General features: G+C 52.5%; 17 protein-coding genes, 3 tRNA genes and 2 rRNA genes. 14 read left to right on the top strand and 8 right to left on the bottom strand.

Features of this window, described 5'->3' with window-relative positions; all coding sequences use genetic code 11:
• The first annotated feature begins 34 nt into the window (after nucleotides 1–34).
• A 23S ribosomal RNA gene (locus tag M0220_RS05340) occupies nucleotides 35–2,926 on the top strand.
• Between the two features lie 157 nt (nucleotides 2,927–3,083).
• A 5S ribosomal RNA gene (gene rrf / locus M0220_RS05335) occupies nucleotides 3,084–3,199 on the top strand.
• Between the two features lie 345 nt (nucleotides 3,200–3,544).
• Here rrf and hisC read toward each other — a convergent pair.
• Nucleotides 3,545–4,606 carry a histidinol-phosphate transaminase gene (gene hisC / locus M0220_RS05330; RefSeq protein WP_030074643.1) on the bottom strand — a complete coding sequence of 354 codons (1,062 nt, stop codon included), beginning with the start codon at nucleotides 4,604–4,606 and terminating at the stop codon, nucleotides 3,545–3,547.
• Nucleotides 4,607–4,779: 173 nt separating this feature from the next.
• Between hisC and M0220_RS05325 the strand changes: the two genes are divergently transcribed.
• From M0220_RS05325 to mnmH, 4 genes are all read left to right on the top strand, one after another.
• Nucleotides 4,780–5,229 carry a copper resistance protein NlpE gene (locus M0220_RS05325; protein ID WP_264018890.1) on the top strand — a complete coding sequence of 150 codons (450 nt, stop codon included), beginning with the start codon at nucleotides 4,780–4,782 and terminating at the stop codon, nucleotides 5,227–5,229.
• Between the two features lie 113 nt (nucleotides 5,230–5,342).
• Complete coding sequence (gene radA, locus M0220_RS05320; RefSeq protein WP_264018889.1) at nucleotides 5,343–6,713, top strand: DNA repair protein RadA; 1,371 nt, start codon at nucleotides 5,343–5,345, stop codon at nucleotides 6,711–6,713.
• A gap of 45 nt (nucleotides 6,714–6,758) precedes the next feature.
• Nucleotides 6,759–7,796, top strand: a complete 1,038-nt coding sequence (gene selD, locus M0220_RS05315; RefSeq protein ID WP_264018888.1) for a selenide, water dikinase SelD — start codon at nucleotides 6,759–6,761, stop codon at nucleotides 7,794–7,796.
• Nucleotides 7,793–8,881, top strand: a complete 1,089-nt coding sequence (mnmH, locus tag M0220_RS05310) for a tRNA 2-selenouridine(34) synthase MnmH (RefSeq protein WP_264018887.1) — start codon at nucleotides 7,793–7,795, stop codon at nucleotides 8,879–8,881. Before selD ends, mnmH begins: the two co-directional genes overlap by 4 nt.
• A 39-nt stretch (nucleotides 8,882–8,920) precedes the next feature.
• Here mnmH and M0220_RS05305 read toward each other — a convergent pair whose 3' ends face one another.
• Complete coding sequence (locus M0220_RS05305; protein WP_030074652.1) at nucleotides 8,921–9,613, bottom strand: type 1 glutamine amidotransferase; 693 nt, start codon at nucleotides 9,611–9,613, stop codon at nucleotides 8,921–8,923.
• Nucleotides 9,614–9,725: 112 nt separating this feature from the next.
• On the opposite strand from M0220_RS05305, the gene M0220_RS05300 reads away from it, so the two are divergent.
• The gene (locus M0220_RS05300) at nucleotides 9,726–10,328 is read left to right on the top strand and encodes a YjaG family protein (RefSeq protein WP_264018886.1); all 603 of its coding nucleotides are present in this window, start codon (nucleotides 9,726–9,728) and stop codon (nucleotides 10,326–10,328) included.
• A 13-nt stretch (nucleotides 10,329–10,341) separates the two neighbouring features.
• Here the strand turns inward: M0220_RS05300 and M0220_RS05295 are convergent, their stop codons facing one another.
• From M0220_RS05295 to hisB, 5 genes are read right to left on the bottom strand one after another with little or no spacing between them, the layout of a single operon-like run.
• Nucleotides 10,342–10,848: a hypothetical protein gene (locus M0220_RS05295; RefSeq protein WP_264018885.1), complete on the bottom strand. Its 507-nt coding sequence runs from the start codon at nucleotides 10,846–10,848 to the stop codon at nucleotides 10,342–10,344.
• A gap of 40 nt (nucleotides 10,849–10,888) precedes the next feature.
• Nucleotides 10,889–11,662 (bottom strand): imidazole glycerol phosphate synthase subunit HisF, encoded by a 774-nt coding sequence (gene hisF, locus M0220_RS05290; protein WP_030074655.1) that lies wholly within the window; start codon nucleotides 11,660–11,662, stop codon nucleotides 10,889–10,891.
• On the bottom strand, nucleotides 11,659–12,405 hold the full coding sequence (gene hisA, locus M0220_RS05285) for a 1-(5-phosphoribosyl)-5-[(5-phosphoribosylamino)methylideneamino]imidazole-4-carboxamide isomerase (RefSeq protein ID WP_030074657.1): 747 nt from the start codon (nucleotides 12,403–12,405) through the stop codon (nucleotides 11,659–11,661). Before hisA ends, hisF begins: the two co-directional genes overlap by 4 nt.
• An 11-nt stretch (nucleotides 12,406–12,416) precedes the next feature.
• Nucleotides 12,417–13,058, bottom strand: coding sequence for an imidazole glycerol phosphate synthase subunit HisH (hisH, locus tag M0220_RS05280; RefSeq protein ID WP_030074659.1), 642 nt, complete (start codon nucleotides 13,056–13,058; stop codon nucleotides 12,417–12,419).
• Nucleotides 13,059–13,110: 52 nt separating this feature from the next.
• A complete protein-coding gene (gene hisB, locus M0220_RS05275; protein ID WP_030074661.1) occupies nucleotides 13,111–13,704 on the bottom strand; it encodes an imidazoleglycerol-phosphate dehydratase HisB in 594 nt (197 codons plus the stop codon).
• A 205-nt stretch (nucleotides 13,705–13,909) separates the two neighbouring features.
• Between hisB and M0220_RS05270 the strand changes: the two genes are divergently transcribed.
• The 7 genes from M0220_RS05270 to M0220_RS05240 all read left to right on the top strand — a co-directional run bounded on the left by M0220_RS05270 (nucleotide 13,910) and on the right by M0220_RS05240 (nucleotide 18,774).
• On the top strand, nucleotides 13,910–14,392 hold the full coding sequence (locus M0220_RS05270; RefSeq protein ID WP_264018884.1) for a GNAT family N-acetyltransferase: 483 nt from the start codon (nucleotides 13,910–13,912) through the stop codon (nucleotides 14,390–14,392).
• Nucleotides 14,392–16,725 (top strand): AsmA family protein, encoded by a 2,334-nt coding sequence (locus M0220_RS05265; protein WP_264018883.1) that lies wholly within the window; start codon nucleotides 14,392–14,394, stop codon nucleotides 16,723–16,725. The genes M0220_RS05270 and M0220_RS05265 overlap by 1 nt, the downstream gene beginning before the upstream one ends.
• A 142-nt stretch (nucleotides 16,726–16,867) precedes the next feature.
• On the top strand, nucleotides 16,868–17,965 hold the full coding sequence (mutY, locus tag M0220_RS05260; protein ID WP_264018882.1) for an A/G-specific adenine glycosylase: 1,098 nt from the start codon (nucleotides 16,868–16,870) through the stop codon (nucleotides 17,963–17,965).
• Nucleotides 17,966–18,020: 55 nt separating this feature from the next.
• A complete protein-coding gene (locus M0220_RS05255; protein ID WP_030074668.1) occupies nucleotides 18,021–18,296 on the top strand; it encodes an oxidative damage protection protein in 276 nt (91 codons plus the stop codon).
• A gap of 174 nt (nucleotides 18,297–18,470) precedes the next feature.
• Nucleotides 18,471–18,546, top strand: a tRNA-Phe gene (locus tag M0220_RS05250).
• 5 nt (nucleotides 18,547–18,551) lie between these two features.
• Nucleotides 18,552–18,626 (top strand) — tRNA-Gln (locus M0220_RS05245).
• A 72-nt stretch (nucleotides 18,627–18,698) separates the two neighbouring features.
• Nucleotides 18,699–18,774: transfer RNA gene (locus tag M0220_RS05240), tRNA-Thr, on the top strand.
• Nucleotides 18,775–18,890: 116 nt separating this feature from the next.
• Here M0220_RS05240 and M0220_RS05235 read toward each other — a convergent pair.
• Nucleotides 18,891–19,868 carry a phage integrase gene (locus M0220_RS05235; RefSeq protein ID WP_264018881.1) on the bottom strand — a complete coding sequence of 326 codons (978 nt, stop codon included), beginning with the start codon at nucleotides 19,866–19,868 and terminating at the stop codon, nucleotides 18,891–18,893.
• Nucleotide 19,869: the final 1 nt, after the last annotated feature.

Here is a 19,869-nt window from a genome sequence, read left to right as displayed (position 1 = left end):
ATCATTGCGAACCCCAGACTCCTTCGGGTTATAGGGTCAAGCAATGAAGCGCACACGGTGGATGCCTAGGCAGCCAGAGGCGATGAAAGACGTGGTAGCCTGCGATAAGGCTCGGCGAGGTGGCAAACAACCTGTGACCCGGGCATTTCTGAATGGGGAAACCCACTCATCATAAGATGAGTATCTTACGCTGAATATATAGGCGTAAGAGGCGAACCAGGGGAACTGAAACATCTAAGTACCCTGAGGAAAAGAAATCAACCGAGATTCCCCTAGTAGCGGCGAGCGAACGGGGACCAGCCCTTAAGCATGTGACTGATTAGACGAACGAGCTGGGAAGCTCGGCCGCAGCGGGTGATAGCCCCGTAGTCGAAAATCTGATCATGTGAAATCGAGTAGGTCGGGGCACGAGAAACCTTGACTGAAGACGGGGGGACCATCCTCCAAGGCTAAATACTCCTGGCTGACCGATAGTGAACCAGTACCGTGAGGGAAAGGCGAAAAGAACCCCGAGAGGGGAGTGAAATAGATCCTGAAACCGTGTGCGTACAAGCAGTAGGAGCAGACTTGTTCTGTGACTGCGTACCTTTTGTATAATGGGTCAGCGACTTATATTCAGTGGCGAGGTTAACCGTTTAGGGGAGCCGTAGGGAAACCGAGTCTTAACTGGGCGACACAGTCGCTGGATATAGACCCGAAACCGAGCGATCTATCCATGAGCAGGGTGAAGGTTGAGTAACATCAACTGGAGGCCCGAACCAGGATCTGTTGAAAAAGATTTGGATGACTTGTGGATCGGAGTGAAAGGCTAATCAAGCTCGGAGATAGCTGGTTCTCCTCGAAAGCTATTTAGGTAGCGCCTCACGTATCACCACCGGGGGTAGAGCACTGTTTCGGCTAGGGGGTCATCCCGACTTACCAACCCGAGGCAAACTCCGAATACCGGCGAGTGCAAGCGTGGGAGACACACGGCGGGTGCTAACGTCCGTCGTGAAAAGGGAAACAACCCAGACCGTCAGCTAAGGTCCCGAAATCCTGGTTAAGTGGGAAACGATGTGGGAAGGCTCAGACAGCTAGGAGGTTGGCTTAGAAGCAGCCATCCTTTAAAGAAAGCGTAATAGCTCACTAGTCGAGTCGGCCTGCGCGGAAGATGTAACGGGGCTAAACCAGGTACCGAAGCTACGGGTTCATCCTCTGGATGAGCGGTAGAGGAGCGTCGTGTAAGCCAATGAAGGTGAATTGAGAAGTTCGCTGGAGGTATCACGAGTGCGAATGCTGACATGAGTAACGATAAAGGGAGTGAAAAACTCCCTCGCCGGAAGACCAAGGGTTTCTGTTCGACGCTAATCGGAGCAGAGTGAGTCGGCCCCTAAGGCGAGGCCGAAAGGCGTAGTCGATGGGAAACGGGTCAATATTCCCGTACCGGACATGATTGCGATGGGGGGACGGAGAAGGCTAGGTGAGCCAGGCGTTGGTTGTCCTGGTGAAAGTGAGTAGGCTGGTGTCCTAGGTAAATCCGGGATGCTCTAAGGCCGAGACACGAAACGAACTGACCACGGTCAGGAAGTCATTGATGCCACGCTTCCAGGAAAAGCCTCTAAGCTTCAGATCATGTGCGACCGTACCCCAAACCGACACAGGTGGTCAGGGTGAGAATCCCAAGGCGCTTGAGAGAACTCGGGTGAAGGAACTAGGCAAAATGGTGCCGTAACTTCGGGAGAAGGCACGCCGGCGTAGGGTGACGAGACTTGCTCTCCAAGCCCGAACCGGTCGAAGATACCAGGTGGCTGCAACTGTTTAGTAAAAACACAGCACTCTGCTAACGCGCAAGCGGACGTATAGGGTGTGACGCCTGCCCGGTGCCGGAAGGTTAAATGATGGTGTTAGCCGTAAGGCGAAGCTCTTGATTGAAGCCCCGGTAAACGGCGGCCGTAACTATAACGGTCCTAAGGTAGCGAAATTCCTTGTCGGGTAAGTTCCGACCTGCACGAATGGCGTAATGATGGCCACGCTGTCTCCACCCGAGACTCAGTGAAATTGAAATCGCCGTGAAGATGCGGTGTACCCGCGGCTAGACGGAAAGACCCCGTGAACCTTTACTATAGCTTCACACTGGACGCTGATGTTGCCTGTGTAGGATAGCTGGGAGGCTTTGAACCTCGGACGCCAGTTCGAGCGGAGCCAACCTTGAAATACCAGCCTGGCATCATTGGCGTTCTCACTCAGGTCCGTTATCCGGATCGAGGACAGTGTGTGGTGGGTAGTTTGACTGGGGCGGTCTCCTCCCAAAGAGTAACGGAGGAGCACGAAGGTACCCTCAGCACGGTCGGACATCGTGCAGTGAGTGCAAGAGCATAAGGGTGCTTGACTGCGAGACAGACACGTCGAGCAGGTGCGAAAGCAGGTTCTAGTGATCCGGTGGTTCTGTATGGAAGGGCCATCGCTCAACGGATAAAAGGTACTCCGGGGATAACAGGCTGATACCGCCCAAGAGTTCACATCGACGGCGGTGTTTGGCACCTCGATGTCGGCTCATCACATCCTGGGGCTGAAGTCGGTCCCAAGGGTATGGCTGTTCGCCATTTAAAGTGGTACGCGAGCTGGGTTTAGAACGTCGTGAGACAGTTCGGTCCCTATCTGCCGTGGGCGTTGGATGTTTGAGAAGGGCTGCTCCTAGTACGAGAGGACCGGAGTGGACGCACCTCTGGTGTTCCGGTTGTCACGCCAGTGGCATTGCCGGGTAGCTATGTGCGGACGGGATAACCGCTGAAAGCATCTAAGCGGGAAGCCCCCTTCAAGATGAGACATCCCTGAGGCCTAGAGCCTCCTGAAGGGCCCAGCGAGACCAGCTGGTTGATAGGCACGGTGTGGAAGCGCTGCAAGGCGTTGAGCTAACGTGTACTAATGGCCCGTGAGGCTTGACCCTATAACACCCAAGGGGTCTGGTCGCAGTGATAACGAAACGAGTGTGACAACACTCAGAAAACCGGATACGCGGATTAAGCCCACCGTGATACACGACAGGCTTAAGACAAAAGAGACGACACAAAACACTGTCAGCATGATATGCATTACCTGTTACGCCTGACGACCATAGCGAGCGTGAACCACCTGATCCCATGCCGAACTCAGCAGTGAAACCGCTTAGCGCCGATGGTAGTGTGGGGTCTCCCCATGCGAGAGTAGGTCATCGTCAGGCACTTATTAAACAAAAAACCCAGCCACCCGGCTGGGTTTTTTGTTGGTGCCTACCGCACCGTCATTCCCGAGTCACCACACCGTCATTCCCGAGTCACCACACCGTCATTCCCGAGTGAGGTTATCGGGAATCCACCTTGACCTTGGCTTGCTGAAGCCCAAAACCCCAGGTCAACATGGATTCCCGCTAAGGGCCTGCGGGAATGACGAGGGCGGCTCGGAGGGCTGGGGGGAGTCATCGTCAGTGACTTATTCGAAAAAGTCCCCCAGGGCTTTGAACTGCACCCCGAGAGTTGGACACATAATCTAACCTTCGGGGTGTTTTTATGTTTAGAAAATGTAAGGATTAGCGGCAGATCGCTTCCAGCGCCTCTATTAAGCTATCCATTTCATCATCTGTGCCGATGGTGATGCGCAAGAAGTTGTTGAGCATGTCAGTATTAAAATGACGTACCAAAATTCCCCGCTCGCGAAGGCCTGCAAACAGCTGAGCGCCTTCAAAATCAGGATGTTGAGTAAGCACGAAGTTAGCTTTTGAAGGTAAAACCTCAAAGCCTAGTTGTTCAAGTCGCTGACGTGTGCGCTCGCGCGTTGCGATGACGTTATTCCGGCAGGCATCAAAGTGGTCTTTATCTTTTAGTGCTTCAATTCCTACCAAACTTGCCAAGCTATCGACGGGATAGGAATTAAATGAGTCTTTAACCCGCTGAAGACCATCAATAAGCTCCGGTGAACCAATCGCGTAGCCTAAGCGTAAACCAGCTAAGCTGCGCGATTTAGAAAACGTCCCAGTGACTAGCAAGTTAGGGTAACGCTTAATTAAGGAGACAGCGCTTTCTGCGCCGAAATCAACATAAGCCTCATCAATTAATACAACCCGGTTCGTCACGCGTTTAAGCAGCGACTCAATGGTATCGAGTGAGTGCGCATGGCCAGTTGGCGCATTTGGGTTAGCAAAAATAACACCACTGCGCTCTGAGGCATTCGCTAGAGCATCAACATCGACTTCCCACTGGTCATTCAGTGGATGCTTGCGAAGAGTGATGCCATAAAGGTTGGCATAAACAGGATAAAAGCTATAGGTAATTGAGGGAACATCAAGCGGTGCGTCGTGGCAGAAGAAAGCCTGAAACGCAAACGCGAGTACTTCATCAGACCCATTACCGACGAAGGTTTCTGCTACGCTAACATTATAGCTTTCTGCTAACGTTGTACGCAGTGCGTGTGAAGTTGGGTCAGGATAGAGGCGCAAATGATCGGTAGCATAGTTGCGTAGTGCCTCGCTTACCCCTGGCGCTGGGGGGTAAGGGTTTTCATTGGTGTTGAGTTTAGTAACCTGTTCACGGGGCTGTTCACCAGGCACATAGGGGGTAAGTCCCCTAACGGCTGGACTCCAGTATTGGCTCATGTGGGTAACCTAATTGTCCTGACAGAATACCTCCATGGTCGCCTGATGGCTGCCGGAGCGCAAGCATTCACCAAGCATTCAATTAGGGAGGGGTGGGCGTCGCACCTTGTAGCGGTTATGCTGTCATAAGCGCGCGAAAGAAATGTATGTCCAACACGATAAGGAGACACTCAATGCAATTTAGGAGTTTGCTAGCCGGCTCGGCTATGTTGGCACTGCTGGCGGGCTGTGCATCTGGCCCAACGGACCAGGGTGAAGACGCTGGGATGACTGCTTCTCAGACTAATTACCAAGGTACGCTGCCTTGCCGCAACTGTGATGGTATCGATCTGGATGTAACGATGATGGGCGAAGAAATGAGTGCTCCTGAAGAAAGGACGTTCACCTTAAACGCCACTTACCGTAATCATCCTCAAACACCGCCAGACGAAAACTATGAGGGAAACTGGGAAGTATTGTCAGGCACCCCCTCTGATCCAGATGCTACTGTCTATGAGTTAACCCCGAATGGCGATGGTCAGATCTACTACTTCCAGCGTATTAATGAGCGCACGCTAGAGCTGATCGACCCAGAGCGTCGTCGTTTCGAAAATGGTGAGATGCTGCAGTTACAGCGTCAATAAAGTATGAAGCGACGCTCAAAGGCGGCCATTGGCCGCCTTTTGCATTTCTAGCCATTTGGCGTATGACGTTCAGTGGCGATATAAAGGGCGATCACAACAGGAGCAATAAGGCGGTGGCGAAAGCAAAAAGTGCCTTTGTATGCACCGAATGTGGTGCAGAGTATCGAAAGTGGCAAGGCCAGTGCTCCAGCTGTCAGGAATGGAACACGCTGAGCGAGATTCGTTTGGCCAGTGCGCGTCCTGGCAATGGAGCTGCAACGGGAAGAACAGGGTATGCAGGGGATTTATCCCGTGAAGTGATAGATCTTGGTAATGTGGATCTAAGTGAGGTCCCCCGCCTGACGTCGACCTTTGCTGAGTTTGATCGTGTGTTAGGCGGCGGCCTAGTGCCAGGGTCTGCCGTATTGCTAGGGGGGAATCCAGGTGCTGGTAAGTCCACTTTACTGTTACAAACCGCCTGCAAGCTTGCCCAACAGCGGCGTATTCTCTATGTCACCGGGGAGGAGTCGCTTTCTCAAGTGGCAATGCGTGCCCACCGCTTACAGCTGCCTACTAATGGGTTAAAGATGTTAGCGGAAACCAGTGTTGAAACAATTCTAGCGGTGGCCGAACGAGAAAAACCCGAAATTCTAGTGATCGATTCTATACAGACCATGCATCTTGAAGATATTAGCTCAGCGCCGGGCGGCGTTGCCCAAGTGCGTGAGTCTGCAGCAGCGCTGACACGCTTTGCTAAGCAAACGAACACAGTATTGTTGCTAGTAGGCCACGTGACGAAAGATGGCACGCTGGCTGGCCCTAAAGTATTGGAGCATATGATTGATGCCTCATTGCTGTTAGAAGGTGGGGCTGACTCGCGCTTTAGAACATTACGTGGTCAAAAAAACCGCTTCGGTGCGGTGAATGAGTTGGGTGTGTTTGCAATGCTTGAGCAGGGTTTAAAAGAAGTTAAAAACCCCAGCGCGATTTTCCTATCACGCCAAGAAGAACAGGCGCCTGGCAGTTTGGTTATGGTGGTGTGGGAAGGAACCCGACCAATTTTGGTAGAAGTGCAGGCGTTAGTCGATGAATCTGCACTGGGTAACCCTCGCCGTGTAGCCGTTGGCGTTGATCAAAACCGACTGGCTATGCTGCTAGCCGTGTTAAATCGCCATGGTGGTCTGTTTACTGGTGATCAAGATGTTTTCCTAAACGTGGTTGGGGGTGTGAAAGTGCTTGAAACCAGTGCCGACCTGGCGGTACTGCTGGCGGTGGTTTCTAGCTTACAGAATCGCGCACTACCAAAAGAGTTAGTGGTATTTGGCGAGGTGGGGCTATCAGGAGAGATACGGCCAGTGCCAAGTGGACAAGAGCGCATTGCTGAAGCGGCTAAACACGGTTTTTTACGGGCAATTGTGCCGCGTGGAAATGCGCCTAAACAGGCGCCAAAAGGCATGGAGGTCATTCCCGTCGATAAACTGAGTGATGCCCTGGACGCGCTATAGCGTAAGCTACGCTAAGGAATAACACCATGGTTAAGGAGAAACGTTATGAGCTCGATTCGGTTAACTCAATATAGTCACGGAGCGGGTTGTGGCTGCAAAATTGCCCCAGACGTGCTGGATGGAATTCTTGCTAAAGCGGGCCCTGCGGCGGGCCACAAGCGGCTCATTGTTGGCAATCAAGGGCGCGAAGACGCAGCGGTATATGATTTGGGTGATGGTCGCGGCATGATTGCGACCACCGATTTCTTCATGCCGATTGTCGATGATCCCTTTGATTTTGGTCGTATTGCTGCCACTAACGCGATTAGCGATGTATATGCTATGGGTGGCACGCCGGTCATGGCATTAGGAATTTTAGGTTGGCCGCTAGATAAACTCAGTGCTGAAATAGCGGGTGATGTTGTTGCCGGTGCCCAGGCTGTCTGTCGTGAACTAGGTGTGGCGTTAGCGGGAGGACACTCAATCGACGCCCCTGAGCCGATGTTTGGTTTAGCGGTTAATGGTTTGGTCGATTTAGCGCATTTAAAGCTCAACAGCCAAGCAAAGCCTGATGACCTATTATTTCTAACCAAGCCACTTGGCGTGGGGCTATTAACTACGGCCGAAAAACGTGGTTTGTTGGAAGCTGGGCACCACGGCCTTGCCCGCGAAACGATGCTCAAGACCAACCATATTGGTGTTGAGTTAGCTAAGGTGAAAGGCGTTAACGCCATGACGGATGTCACAGGGTTTGGCCTTGCTGGACACTTAGCTGAAATGTGCAGCGCAAGCGGTGTGATGGCGCAGATCGATTTTCGCCGCTTACCCCGTTTAGCAGAAGCCGAAGCTTACCGTCGACAGGGGGCTGTTCCAGGAGGTTCTCAGCGTAACCGCGATGCGTTGGGTAAAGCGCTACCTGTGATGGACGATGCTCATTGGCAATGGCTGTGCGACCCTCAGACGTCAGGTGGTTTGTTGGTGAGTGTTGATCCTGCTTGGGAAGATGATGTTGAGCGCATTGGTCGAGAGCATGGCATTACGTTGGTACCGTTTGGCACTATGAAAATTTCTCAGGGCGACGTTTTGATAGAGGTTATTGGATGACCTTAGCCACTGTACCGGCCTCGTTAAACTTAATCGCGAAAGAAACGCCGCTAATCGATGTGCGTGCTCCAGTTGAGTTTATTCAAGGGGGGTTGCCTGGCGCGGTTAACTTACCGCTAATGGTGGATGATGAGCGTCATCACGTTGGCATTGCTTATAAACAACAGGGGCAGCAGGCGGCAATTGGCCTAGGTGAGCGTTTAGTTAGCGGTAAGACTAAGCAAGCACGTGTTGCTGCGTGGCAGGCGTACGTAGTGAGCCACCCAGAGGCTATTATCTACTGTTTTCGCGGAGGACTACGTTCGCAAATTGCACAGCAGTGGCTAGCCGAGTCAGGTATAAGCAGGCCACGTATTGACGGTGGTTGGAAAGCGTTGCGTCAACGGCTATGTCAGCGCATTGATGAAGCATCCAACCAACCGATGTTAGTGGTGGCGGGGCTGACCGGCTGCGCAAAAACTATGCTTATTAATCAATTGAGTAACGGCATTGATCTGGAAGCTTTTGCCAATCATAAAGGATCGGCTTTTGGCCGACAGCCAGAAGAGCCGACGACCCAAATTAATTTTGAGCATGCTTTGGCTAAGCGTTTAATTGGTCTGTCAGGAAAATTGGTGATAGAGGATGAGTCGCGACAAATCGGCAATGCCAATATCCCGCTTCCCTTCTGGCAAGCTATGCAACGTGCACCGCGCATACGTATTGAGATGCCCCTAGATTGGCGCTTAGAGCAGTTGCGTCGCGACTATATCGAAGCACTTGAACGGAATTATATCGCTCGTTACGGCCAGCAAGAGGGCTGGCGGCGTATGCAGCGCCAGCTGGCTAATGCCTTAGAGCGTTTGGCTAAGCGGCTAGGAAATGCTCGTTTGCAGCGTCTGCAGCGGTTGCAGGCCATGGCCTTTGGTGCCCATGCGCGAGGCAATATCCAAGCCCATGAGGCATGGCTTGCGCCACTACTAACAGAATATTACGACCCACTTTATCGCTATCATCTTGAAAAAAATCGAGATAGTCGCCCTATGCAGTTGCACGTTGGCGATTGGGAAAGTTGTTTAGAAGCCGCTAAGCAATGGAGCACCTAGCGGCGTTTTATTCACCAACGGCTTGGCTTATGCAGCGGCTTATGCAACTTTCAGCCATTGGGTCATCACGCGGTCTAGTAGGGGCGCTAACTGATGAAAGCGGGAAGCATCGTCCAAAATCTGCTCATTGGTTTGTATAAAACGCCCTGCCGCGGCCGTTTTGGGCTGTGGTCGCTCACTTGTATGAAGTAGTGGAATCACGCTGGTGAGGGTAGTCTCAAAGTGGCATAGCAAACCGATCACCCGCCCTGCGTCCCAGGAAAACCCTTGTAGCGGTGCAGCCGCACTACCTCCGAGCGGAAGTGCACTTTCCGGTAAGCTAAATACGAAGCGGTGCCACATAAATGCCTCGAAGTGTTCGGGCAGGTCAAAAGTGCTTTCTGGGGCCAATGTTATTGGGTGCCAGCCGATTTCAGGGTAGGTGCCCGGTGCAATAACCGCATCTAGCGCTTGTGCTATCCACAGTGCGCCTAAACCAATACCTAATACGGGTTTTTGACCATCGAGATAACGATGAATTAGCTTTCGCTCAGCTTTAAACCAATCGGGGGGATCATTCACGAAAGGCTCGGGGCCATCCAGTATAATTAATGCATCGCACTCACCGAGCCGCGGGGTTAATTCGCCTGCGTAAAGGTGAAACACGGTATAACTATGGCCCATACTTTCAAGCCAGTCAGTTAGACGAGCTGGGCCATGGTCAGGGCCGTGCTGTAGCAGATGGATATGCATGGTAATCTCCTCGCCGGCCGATGTTAATAGCGCGATAGGGATCTCCTGCCGCGTTTGTGCGACGATAACGTATCGCGTTCATTTCACCAATATTGTGACCCAGGAAATCAGCATGGTGGCTAAACCCCTAGGATTTTACCAGCGGCTTCAACAGTTGCCGTTGCCCGCTCAGCAAGCGTTTATGGCTGCCCTTTGTGAGCGCCTGCTACCTAACTACGCGCTTTATCAACAAACCACGGGCCTAGGTGATGAGCATACGCTGCGTACCGTGTTGAGTTTGGTATGGGAGCGATTAAGTGTTCCAAACGCGAGTATCGACTTTGCTCGGCAGGCGGAAAAGCTGGCGGAGTGCGAACCTCCGGAAGATGATGAAAGCTTTGGCGCGCGCCGAGCGTTAGATGCCGTTGTCTCTGTATCCGCGCTGTTAGATACGTTGCAAGGTGAGTCGCCTGAAGCTGTGCTGGATGTCAGTCGCACCTCGCGGGCGGGGGTGCGCGCGTTTATCGAGCTAACCGAAGGTGAGGAAGATGCCCAGGCGCTTGCGCTGATCATTCGCGACCATCCCTTGATGGCCGACGAAAACGATTTCCAGGACGCTGTTTTGGACGCCGTGAGTGAGCCAATTAATAAAGCTTCCCTCAAAGAAATTCGTCAGCTAGGACGTAATAACGGCATTAGTAATCTAGGTTTAACCTTAGACGAGGGCGAAGAGTAACTGGCAACGCTGGTTAAAACCGCAGGCCCGCCGTCACCATCATGCCGGCGGTGCCGAAGATAATCAGATCTGATTCTACGCGCCCCCATTGCACGCCAATACTGGGTAGAAGCGCAGGCGCTACCCCTAAATGATTGAAGGGAATTTTGTCGCGGTATTCACCTTTATAGCCACGCAATAGTCCGCCAGTCAGCTTGGCGCGCACGTTGAGCCCTTCAGCAACTTGCCAGAGAGGAAACTCACGACCCGTATAGAAGTACCAGGTCGGTTGATCAAAAGAGTTTTTAAACCATGCCGCCCCTGTTAACCAGCGGTTAGGATTATGCAGCTCAATACTGATCAAGCTCTGCTGATTGGTGTGCTCGGGGTCAGGGTCGAAGTGGCGTGTGAGTAAACTGGTTTGTACCAGCGTGTGATCGAGAGCCAACACTGGCGGCCAATCAGGCAAAGAAAAGGCTGAGACAGTGGTGCTCAGCCATATTCCTGCTATCCCACCCAACCATTGATAAGAACGAGGCATGTAGTGCTCCTGCGAAGGGGGGAGTTGCTAAGGTGCCTCATTAAAGGCGCATTTCAATGCCGCGCTCGGCCATATAGCGTTTTGCTTCAGGTATGGTGTACTCACCAAAGTGGAAGATACTTGCTGCCAGAACCGCATCGGCACCGCCTTTCAGTACACCATCGACTAGGTGGTCTAAGTTTCCCACACCGCCAGAAGCAATCACCGGCACGCTGACGGCTTCAGAAATAGCATGGGTAACCCCCAGGTCGAAACCCACTTTAGTACCATCTCGATCCATACTGGTTAGCAGTAACTCGCCAGCACCAAATTCCACCATCTTTTTGGCCCACTCGACGGCATCTAGGCCCGTCGGACGTCGTCCACCGTGGGTGAAAATTTCCCAGCGCGGCGTTTCGCCTTCTTTAGACACCTTCTTAGCGTCAATCGCCACCACAATACACTGGCTACCAAAGCGCTCAGCCGCTTCGCGGACAAATTCTGGGTTGGTCACTGCCGCTGTATTGATTGAGACTTTATCAGCACCAGCATTGAGCATGGTACGAATATCATCGCAGCTACGGATGCCGCCCCCAACCGTGAGGGGAATAAACACTTCACCAGCTATGCGCTCTACCATATCGACCGTTGTGTCACGGTTTTCGTGGCTGGCGGTAATATCGAGGAAGGTGATTTCATCGGCACCTTGTTGATTGTAGCGCTGAGCGATCTCAACCGGGTCGCCAGCATCACGGATTCCTACAAAGTTAACGCCTTTCACTACGCGCCCAGCATCGACATCTAAGCAAGGGATAATACGTTTCGCTAAGCTCATTTTTGGCCTCCGCTAAGCTGGTCGCTTAAGCGCTGGGCTTCTGCTACATCTAGGCTGCCTTCATAGATCGCGCGGCCGGTAATGGCGCCTAAAATGCCACTGTCCGCGACATCACACAGCGCACGAATGTCATCTAAATTGGTGACACCGCCGGAAGCAATCACCGGTAAGCCGCCTTCACGAGCTAGCGCAGCAGTGGCTTCCACATTGACGCCTTGCATCATGCCGTCGCGGGCAATGTCGGTATAGACAATGCTTGAGACGCCGTCATTGGCAAAGCGCTTGGCAAGTTCAGTCGCTTTTAACGTGGATACTTCCGCCCAGCCGTCGGTAGCTACATAGCCATCTTTAGCATCTAAGCCAACAATGATGTGGCCTGGAAATGCACGACACATTTCGCCGACGAAGTCGGGTTCTTTGACCGCTTTCGTACCAATAATAACGTAAGACACCCCGGCATTTAGATAATGCTCAATGGTTTCCGCGGAGCGGATACCGCCACCAATTTGAATGGGTAGGTTAGGGTAGGCACGGGCAATCGCAGTAACAGCATCACCATTTACTGGCTTGCCTTCAAAGGCGCCGTTTAGGTCAACTAAGTGCAGGCGGCGAGCGCCCGCTTCTACCCAGCGGGCAGCCATGGCAACGGGATCATCACCATAAGAGGTTGCATCTTCCATGCGGCCTTGCTTCAAGCGCACACACTGGCCGTCTTTGAGATCAATCGCGGGAATTACTAACATAGTGAAACCTCTCAGGGCGTCCAGGTGACAAAATTTTCTAGCAGGCGCAGGCCCGCGCGGGAGCTTTTTTCAGGATGGAACTGCACAGCGAAGGTGGCATCGCGACCAATCGCTACATGAGCGCAAACCTTGCCGTACTGGGTGGTGCCGAACACTTGGGCATCTTCAGCCGCATTGACGTAGTAGCTGTGCACAAAATAGAAGTGTTCGTGATCGTCAATGCCTGCCCATAGCGGGTGGTCGTGATGCTGTGCCACGAGATTCCAGCCCATGTGCGGTACTTTCAGGCGCTGCTCATAATCATCACGCATATTGGCCGGAAAACGGTCGACGCTGCCATGGAAAAAGCCCAGGCAATCTACGCCGCCGTTCTCTTCGCTACGTTCCATCAGCATCTGCTGGCCCACGCATATGCCCAATAGTGGTTTGGCTTGACGGGTAAGAATGTCGTCGACTAAACCGCGTAGTTCGGTACGTTCCAGCTCGCCCACACAGTCCCGAATAGCCCCTTGGCCGGGGAGCACTAGGCGTGTTGCACCTAAAATGCGCCGGGGGTCGCGAGTGATAATCACATTTTCGTGAGTAACGTGCTCAAGCGCTTTTGCCACAGAGTGCAGGTTGCCCATTCCATAATCAATTACTGCGATGGTCATAAAGCGCTCCTTGTTATCGTTAGCGAGCTATCGCTAGCCGTAATGCTCGGCATTATAGGCTCCCTTTAGTAGACGGCATTTGCCCCGCCATACGTGGGTCTTCTGCCACTGCCATGCGCAGCGCGCGACCAAACGCTTTAAAAATAGTTTCAGCCTGGTGATGCGCATTAAAGCCTTTTATATTATCGATATGCAGTGTTACACGCGCATGATTGACAAAGCCTTGGAAAAACTCCCAAAACAGTTGGGTATCCATACGGCCAATGGTATCGCGGGTGAAGTCGACATTCATATAAAGACCTGGGCGGCCAGAAAAATCGATGACGACTCGCGATAGTGCCTCATCAAGCGGCACGTAGGCATGCCCATAGCGATAAATGCCGCGCTTATCGCCTATCGCTTGATGAAACGCTTGGCCTAGCGTAATGCCTAGGTCTTCAACCGTATGGTGATCATCGATATGTAGGTCGCCCTTTGCGTCAATATCGAGATCCACCATCCCATGACGAGCCACCTGATCAAGCATATGATCAAGAAACGGAACGCCGGTGTCGCTGCGGAGGCGGCCTTCACCATCAAGGTTGACGCTGACCGTAATCTGCGTTTCGTTGGTGTCACGGCTTACCGTGGCAATACGCGCTGACATGTTACATCTCCTGCGCTGATGCGCACTCTGAAGGGGGATGGTGGATCGTTGGGTAATGTTATCACCGCTGGATCAATGCATAACTTATGACCAAAGCGGCCATTATAGTGAATCGGTGCCCCCATCCGCTACAATGCGCGAAAGGTAGCCGCCTTTGCTGGCGGTAGAATAGCAGCCTTGCTGCTTTGGCAAAGAGGATTTCACCATGCCGGTGACACTGCACTACGTCGACCAGGCTCGTTGGGAAGCAGAAGAGCAAGTGCGTATTGACCTAATACGCATTTATGAAGATGCACCCCAAGAGCGAATGCCCACACCAACGGTCACTCCTTTTATTGAGCAGCACTTGAAAGGGCAGCATTTTTTTGCCTGTGCACATTTTAACGATCGCTTGCTTGGTGCCGTTGCAATAAAAGAAACAGACGACCGCGCGTGGTGGCTCTCAGAACTGTGCGTGCGTAAACCCACCCGGCGGCGCGGTGTAGGCACGCGATTAATGGCACTTCTGGGCGAACAGGCAAAACAAGAAGGGCGTGTACTGCGCATCGAAACGTCGTCGCTACCGTTAGCTGATCGTGTACTGCTTTCCAAGCTTGGTTATCGCCCTATCGCTAACGAATCAGCCGCGCAGACGGATGCACCCATCACCAGTGATTTTGTTGAGTTAGACCCACAAGGAAAAGGGTAATGAAGCAGCTACTCCGTATTTTGCTGGCCGCGGTAGGTATTTTAGCGATCGTCGCCGTTGCCGCAGTGGTGTATGTCACCACCTTTCTTGACCCGGAAGACTTCAAGCCTCGGCTAACCGCTGTGGTAGAAGAACAAACTGGCCTAAACCTAGCGTTGGAAGGCCCTATTACATGGTCATTTTATCCGCGTATTGGGGTTAGTGTTGAGCAGGCAAGAGCATGGTTGCCTGAGCAATCTCAGGATGACAGTGCGTTTGCTGCCATTAATCGGGCTGAAGTTAGCGTGGCTTTCGCCCCCTTATTGCGCGGCGAAATCGCTGTCGATGGATTAACCCTAGACGGTATGCGTCTGAACCTTGAAAAGAATGAGCAAGGGGAAGGGAATTGGCAGCCGTTACTAGAGCGTCTTGCTGAACAGGGCAACGAAACAGCGGAAACCGTTCTGGCGCCCGCAAGTGCTGGCCCTAACGCAGATGCTGGTAATTTATCGGTTGTATTGAACATCGCCAGTGTTGAAGTGAAGAATGCTGACATTCGCTTTCGTGATGAGCAAAGCCAAGCGCTTTGGCGAGTGCAGCCGCTCAATATTTCAGGCACCAATGTTAATCCTGTGCGTTCTTTTCCGTTAAAAACCATGTTTACACTGACTAAGCATAATCGCTTAGATGCAGAAGTGCTGGAGCGCACACCCGACCTGGCCAGCGAAGTTAATCTCGAAACCCGTCTTCGTTTAGGCTTAAAAGATGAGCAGTTGGTTTTTGAAAACACTCAGTTGACGACCCGTACGCGACGCGCTGGAGAAAGTGATCCGCAGCAGCTCAGCTTGAAAGCAGCTGAAATCGTTGCCCGGATGGGGGAGCAACAACTGACGATTCGCGAGGGTGTCGTAGACGCGGGTTTACGTCATCCAGAAAACTGGCAGGGTAGCCTCGCGCTATCGTTGGCATTTGGTTTAGAAAGCGACTTTGCGGCTCAAACCGCCCAACTTAAAGATGCTCAATTAACCGGACCAGATGGGCTGAGAGTCAGTGGACACCTCAATATCGCGCAGCTACTTGATGCTCCTCGCTATAGCGGCCAACTAACCGCAGCTCCCTTTACACTGCGTCCGTGGCTATCACGGTTAGGGGTTACGCTGACAACAGCTAGCGAAGTTGCCTTAAGTGATGTGGCAATGACCAGTCCGATTGAAGGTGACACGGCGCAGGTTGCACTACCGCGGCTCTCTTTAGTGGTTGATGACAGTACCTTCACAGGCAACGTTTCCGCTGCGCTAGACGGAACTCAGCTTACCTTTAATCTAGAAGGCGACCAACTGAATATTGATCATTACCTGCCTGGTCCTGAAACGGCGCAGCAAGCTAGCCGAGGTTTACTGCGCAACGCCTTCGCTCAAACCGACGGGGCGCTATTACCTCAGGCATGGCTGAGTACGCTATCGCTAGAGGGGGACTTAAGCGTTGATCAGCTTATCCTGTCTGGATTAGTGTTCGATGAGACCTCGCTAAGCTTACGTGGAGAGAACGGTAACCACCAACTAACGGCCTTTGAGTCGCGTTTCTATGGGGGCGAGCTTAGCTCGACAGGTCGTCTTGATGCCACTGCTGACGTGCTCGAATGGCAGCTTTCTCCACGTGTCAGTGATGTTCAGGTGGCACCACTCATCGAAACGTTTAGCGAGGAAGCGTCACCATTGCGAGGCCGCTTTAACTTAGAAGGAGCGCTGACAACTCAAGGCAATCGCCGTGACGTGCTCACGAGTAATCTTAACGGAGAGCTAAGTGCACGGCTGAACGATGGCGCTATTCTGCAAACGAATATCTCCCAGCAATTGTGTGAGGTAGTGGCGCAGCTAGAGGGCGAAGGCACCCTACGAGAGTGGGAGCCTGACACACGCTTTGAGCGATTTGACGCAACCTTTCAAGTACGCAATGGTGTTGTGAACAGCGACGATCTGCTGATCACTCTTCCAGGCATTGATGTGCAGGGGGAGGGGGAGCTCAATCTCAATACGCTGAACTTCACCACGGAAGCGAATGCGAGGTTGGTCGATACCGCTGATGCTGCCTGTAATGTGAACCCGCGTTTAGAGCAGCTGCCGCTCCCGGTACGCTGTGAAGGCCATGTAGGCGACGATAAAACCCAATGGTGCCGCTTTGATCGCTCTGCTTTCCAAGCTGCGGTGGTAGACCTCCTGCGTAATGAAGCTGGCAGCCGAGTTGAGGAAGAGCTGGAAGAACGGCTAGGCGACTCGCTTGATCGTATTGATGAACGTTTAGGAGAAGGCGCTGGTCAGGAGTTGCGTGAAGGGATCCGTCGTCTATTTAATTAAGCATGTAGATAAGCTTTGTATTCAACCAATAAGTGTCGCGCCGGTCCCAACGCCGGCGCTTTTTTTGGTGCTAGTGACCGCTGTGAAAAGATTGCCTACCTGCTAATGGCTGTTAACAGTTTTACTGTTTTAAGGAGTTTTTATGGCCGACATGCCAACGCCGTGTCTTACGGCGGAAGAGTTTCAACGCCGCCTGCTTACTTGGTTCGATCAGTATGGTCGGCATGACCTGCCTTGGCAGTCGCCTCGCAGTGCCTACCGGGTTTGGGTATCTGAAATTATGCTCCAACAAACCCAGGTCACTACCGTCATTCCCTATTTCAAGCGTTTTATGACGCGTTTCCCTACGTTAGAAGCACTGGCAAATGCTCCCCAAGATGATGTGCTGCATCTTTGGACCGGGCTTGGTTACTATGCCCGTGCTCGTAACCTGCACAAAGCGGCTCAAGTGGCGTTCGCAGCTTATGGGGAAGAACTACCCACCGATAGCGTAGAAACGTTGATGGCGTTGCCAGGCATAGGGCGTTCCACTGCTGGCGCGATTATCGCGCAAAGTGCTGATAAACAGGCAGCGATTCTAGATGGCAATGTAAAGCGCTCTCTGACCCGCTTACATGCCATCGCTGGCTGGCCAGGTAAGCCAGCGATAGAACGCTCACTGTGGGCACTGGCCGAGTATTACACGCCTGATACCCGGCTTGCTGACTATACCCAGGCCATCATGGATTTCGGCGCCACGCTCTGTAAACGCAGCAAGCCGGATTGCCCAATTTGCCCGTTTAACGACGCATGTCGCGCCTATGCCGAAGGTGAGCCGCAACGCTATCCGGAATCCAAGCCCAAAAAGGCCCTGCCGACCCGTGACACTATCATGCTGATGTTGCAAGACAGTCAAGGACGGGTGTGGTTAGAGCAACGACCACCCAGCGGCCTGTGGGGAGGCCTATGGAGCCTGCCTCAATTTGAACGCCATGGTGAGCTTAACGACTGGCTTGCCGATCATGTCGTTTCCCCTAAACGCCATGCGCCCCTACCCAGCTTTACCCATACCTTTAGTCATTTTCGCCTATCGATTACGCCTCAGCCGGTTAGTTGCGATAGGCTGAGTGGTGTAAGAGAGGGCGGCGTATGGTATGACATCAACCACCCCCCGGCGCTGGGCTTGGCAGCTCCGGTTAAATCGCTGCTGAGCCAGTTAGTGCCATTTACCCTCGATCCAACGCCAGGTCCGTCACACTAACCTCTTCCGCGTTATTACTTATTTTCGCGTACTGTTATTCATAAAGGAGTACACCATGAGCAACACCGTTTTCTGCCGCAAGTACCAGCAAGAGTTAACGGCTCTGCCATTTCCGCCGTTGCCGGGTAAGCAGGGCCAAGAAATTCAAGCCACAGTGTCTAAGCAGGCCTGGGAAGAGTGGCAAGCACTACAAACGCGCCTGATTAATGAAAAGCATCTCAACATGTTAGAACCCGAGGCACGCGCCTACCTGATGGATCAAATGCAGCGTTTTCTAGATAATGAGACTACGGATCAAGCAGAAGGTTACGTACCGCCAACCCAGGCGTAAGCAATTAGTGAAGATTGTGAGAAGGGATGAATGCAGCGCAATCTTACAGCTGGCGCGGCTTCTGGCCGTTTTTGGTAGCGCCAATAAGTTCCCTAAGCACGTGACTCGCAAGAAAGTTTCACGAAAGTGTTGACGAAATGCTGAGTTTTTAGTTTAATACGCACCGTTGGCAGCGGCCAGATAGCTCAGTTGGTAGAGCAGGGGATTGAAAATCCCCGTGTCGGCGGTTCGATTCCGTCTCTGGCCACCAAACGTTGGGGTATCGCCAAGTGGTAAGGCACCGGTTTTTGGTATCGGCATTCCCAGGTTCGAATCCTGGTACCCCAGCCATTGCCAACAAGATTTCTTGTTGATTGTAGAGCTTAACAGCGAAGCAATCATGTTCTCAAGAAAGCGTGAAGCGCCGACATAGCTCAGTTGGTAGAGCAACTGACTTGTAATCAGTAGGTCCCGGGTTCGACTCCTGGTGTCGGCACCACTAAAAGTGGTTTAAAAGCAAAGCGTTAGAGAATTAGATAAAGCCGTCCGAAAGGGCGGCTTTTTCGTTTTTGTCCATAAAGTGTCCAACGGTTGGACACTTTGAACAAGTGGTTTCTAGCCCTGCGTGGCGATTGGATTAAACTTTGCTGCCTCCTCCAAGTGATCCGGTGCAAAGTGGGCATAGCGCATGGTCATTGTGATCGACTGATGCCCTAGTATTTGCTGTAACACCAGAATGTTTCCCCCGTTCATCATAAAGTGACTCGCGAAGGTGTGACGTAGCACGTGGGTTAACTGTCCTTCCGGTAGTTCTATCTTGAGTTCCTTAATAGCTCGGGCAAAGGCTTTGTAGCGATTGCCGAAAAGGCGTCCGAGTTTCCGCCGTTGGCGTAGCTGCTTGGCCAAGTCGTGGTCTATGGGTACGGTTCGGGTTTTGCCCGACTTAGTGCCAATGAAAACGATGCGATCCTTGCGGACGTTCTCCGCTCTGAGTGACTGGGCTTCGCCCCAACGTGCGCCTGTGGATAGGCATATCACGGTGATGTAGTAGCAGTCGTCGGTCTCCTGGGCGCGAAGGTGATCAAGCAGTAGGTTGATTTGATAACCGTCGAGATAGCCCTTCTCTGTTTCGTCAGTGCGTACCTTGCGGACTTTTTGAAGGGGGTTGCCGTATGACCATAGTGAGAGGCGCTCAAGCTCTGAGAAGACCGCTTTTAGATAAGTGTGCTCATGGTTAATGGTGTTGGCTTTGACTTCTTTTAGGCGTTTAGCGCGATACTCGACCCACTGTTGAGCCGTAAACTTTTTAGCGAGTGGGTTTCCAAGTGCATCGGCCAGCTTGCGAAGCGAGCGGACACGATCCCTAGAGCTTTTTAGCGTGTGGCCGTGATGCTCATACCACTGCTCGACGAGATCCTGTAAACGGCGTCTATCACCTGTTTGGGTGACATAGCTGTCAGGGCTTGCCAAGATGCGGCGTTCCAGGGCTAAGGCTTCTGCTTTGGAGGGCCGCACTTTACGTATGCGCTTGCCATGCGCACCAAAGGGGCGGACATCCACTTGCCAGCCGTTTTCTACTTTTTTAATAGCCATG

Origin of the sequence: Halomonas qinghailakensis (assembly GCF_025820815.1) — a bacterium.
Lineage (GTDB): Bacteria > Pseudomonadota > Gammaproteobacteria > Pseudomonadales > Halomonadaceae > Vreelandella > Vreelandella qaidamensis.
Note: the sequence above shows the minus strand (reverse complement) of the source record. Positions and strands in the feature narration are given on the sequence as shown.

Excerpts from the sequence above, each read along its gene's own strand:
- M0220_RS05265 (WP_264018883.1), top strand. The coding sequence starts at position 14,392 with ATGAAGCAGCTACTCCGTATTTTGCTGGCCGCGGTAGGTATTTTAGCG.
- hisA (WP_030074657.1), bottom strand. The coding sequence starts at position 12,405 with ATGTTAGTAATTCCCGCGATTGATCTCAAAGACGGCCAGTGTGTGCGC.
- hisC (WP_030074643.1), bottom strand. The coding sequence starts at position 4,606 with ATGAGCCAATACTGGAGTCCAGCCGTTAGGGGACTTACCCCCTATGTG.
- hisH (WP_030074659.1), bottom strand. The coding sequence starts at position 13,058 with ATGACCATCGCAGTAATTGATTATGGAATGGGCAACCTGCACTCTGTG.
- M0220_RS05235 (WP_264018881.1), bottom strand. The coding sequence starts at position 19,868 with ATGGCTATTAAAAAAGTAGAAAACGGCTGGCAAGTGGATGTCCGCCCC.
- M0220_RS05305 (WP_030074652.1), bottom strand. The coding sequence starts at position 9,613 with ATGCATATCCATCTGCTACAGCACGGCCCTGACCATGGCCCAGCTCGT.
- M0220_RS05325 (WP_264018890.1), top strand. The coding sequence starts at position 4,780 with ATGCAATTTAGGAGTTTGCTAGCCGGCTCGGCTATGTTGGCACTGCTG.
- M0220_RS05300 (WP_264018886.1), top strand. The coding sequence starts at position 9,726 with ATGGTGGCTAAACCCCTAGGATTTTACCAGCGGCTTCAACAGTTGCCG.
- mutY (WP_264018882.1), top strand. The coding sequence starts at position 16,868 with ATGGCCGACATGCCAACGCCGTGTCTTACGGCGGAAGAGTTTCAACGC.
- hisF (WP_030074655.1), bottom strand. The coding sequence starts at position 11,662 with ATGAGCTTAGCGAAACGTATTATCCCTTGCTTAGATGTCGATGCTGGG.
- hisB (WP_030074661.1), bottom strand. The coding sequence starts at position 13,704 with ATGTCAGCGCGTATTGCCACGGTAAGCCGTGACACCAACGAAACGCAG.
- mnmH (WP_264018887.1), top strand. The coding sequence starts at position 7,793 with ATGACCTTAGCCACTGTACCGGCCTCGTTAAACTTAATCGCGAAAGAA.
- M0220_RS05295 (WP_264018885.1), bottom strand. The coding sequence starts at position 10,848 with ATGCCTCGTTCTTATCAATGGTTGGGTGGGATAGCAGGAATATGGCTG.
- M0220_RS05255 (WP_030074668.1), top strand. The coding sequence starts at position 18,021 with ATGAGCAACACCGTTTTCTGCCGCAAGTACCAGCAAGAGTTAACGGCT.
- selD (WP_264018888.1), top strand. The coding sequence starts at position 6,759 with ATGAGCTCGATTCGGTTAACTCAATATAGTCACGGAGCGGGTTGTGGC.
- M0220_RS05270 (WP_264018884.1), top strand. The coding sequence starts at position 13,910 with ATGCCGGTGACACTGCACTACGTCGACCAGGCTCGTTGGGAAGCAGAA.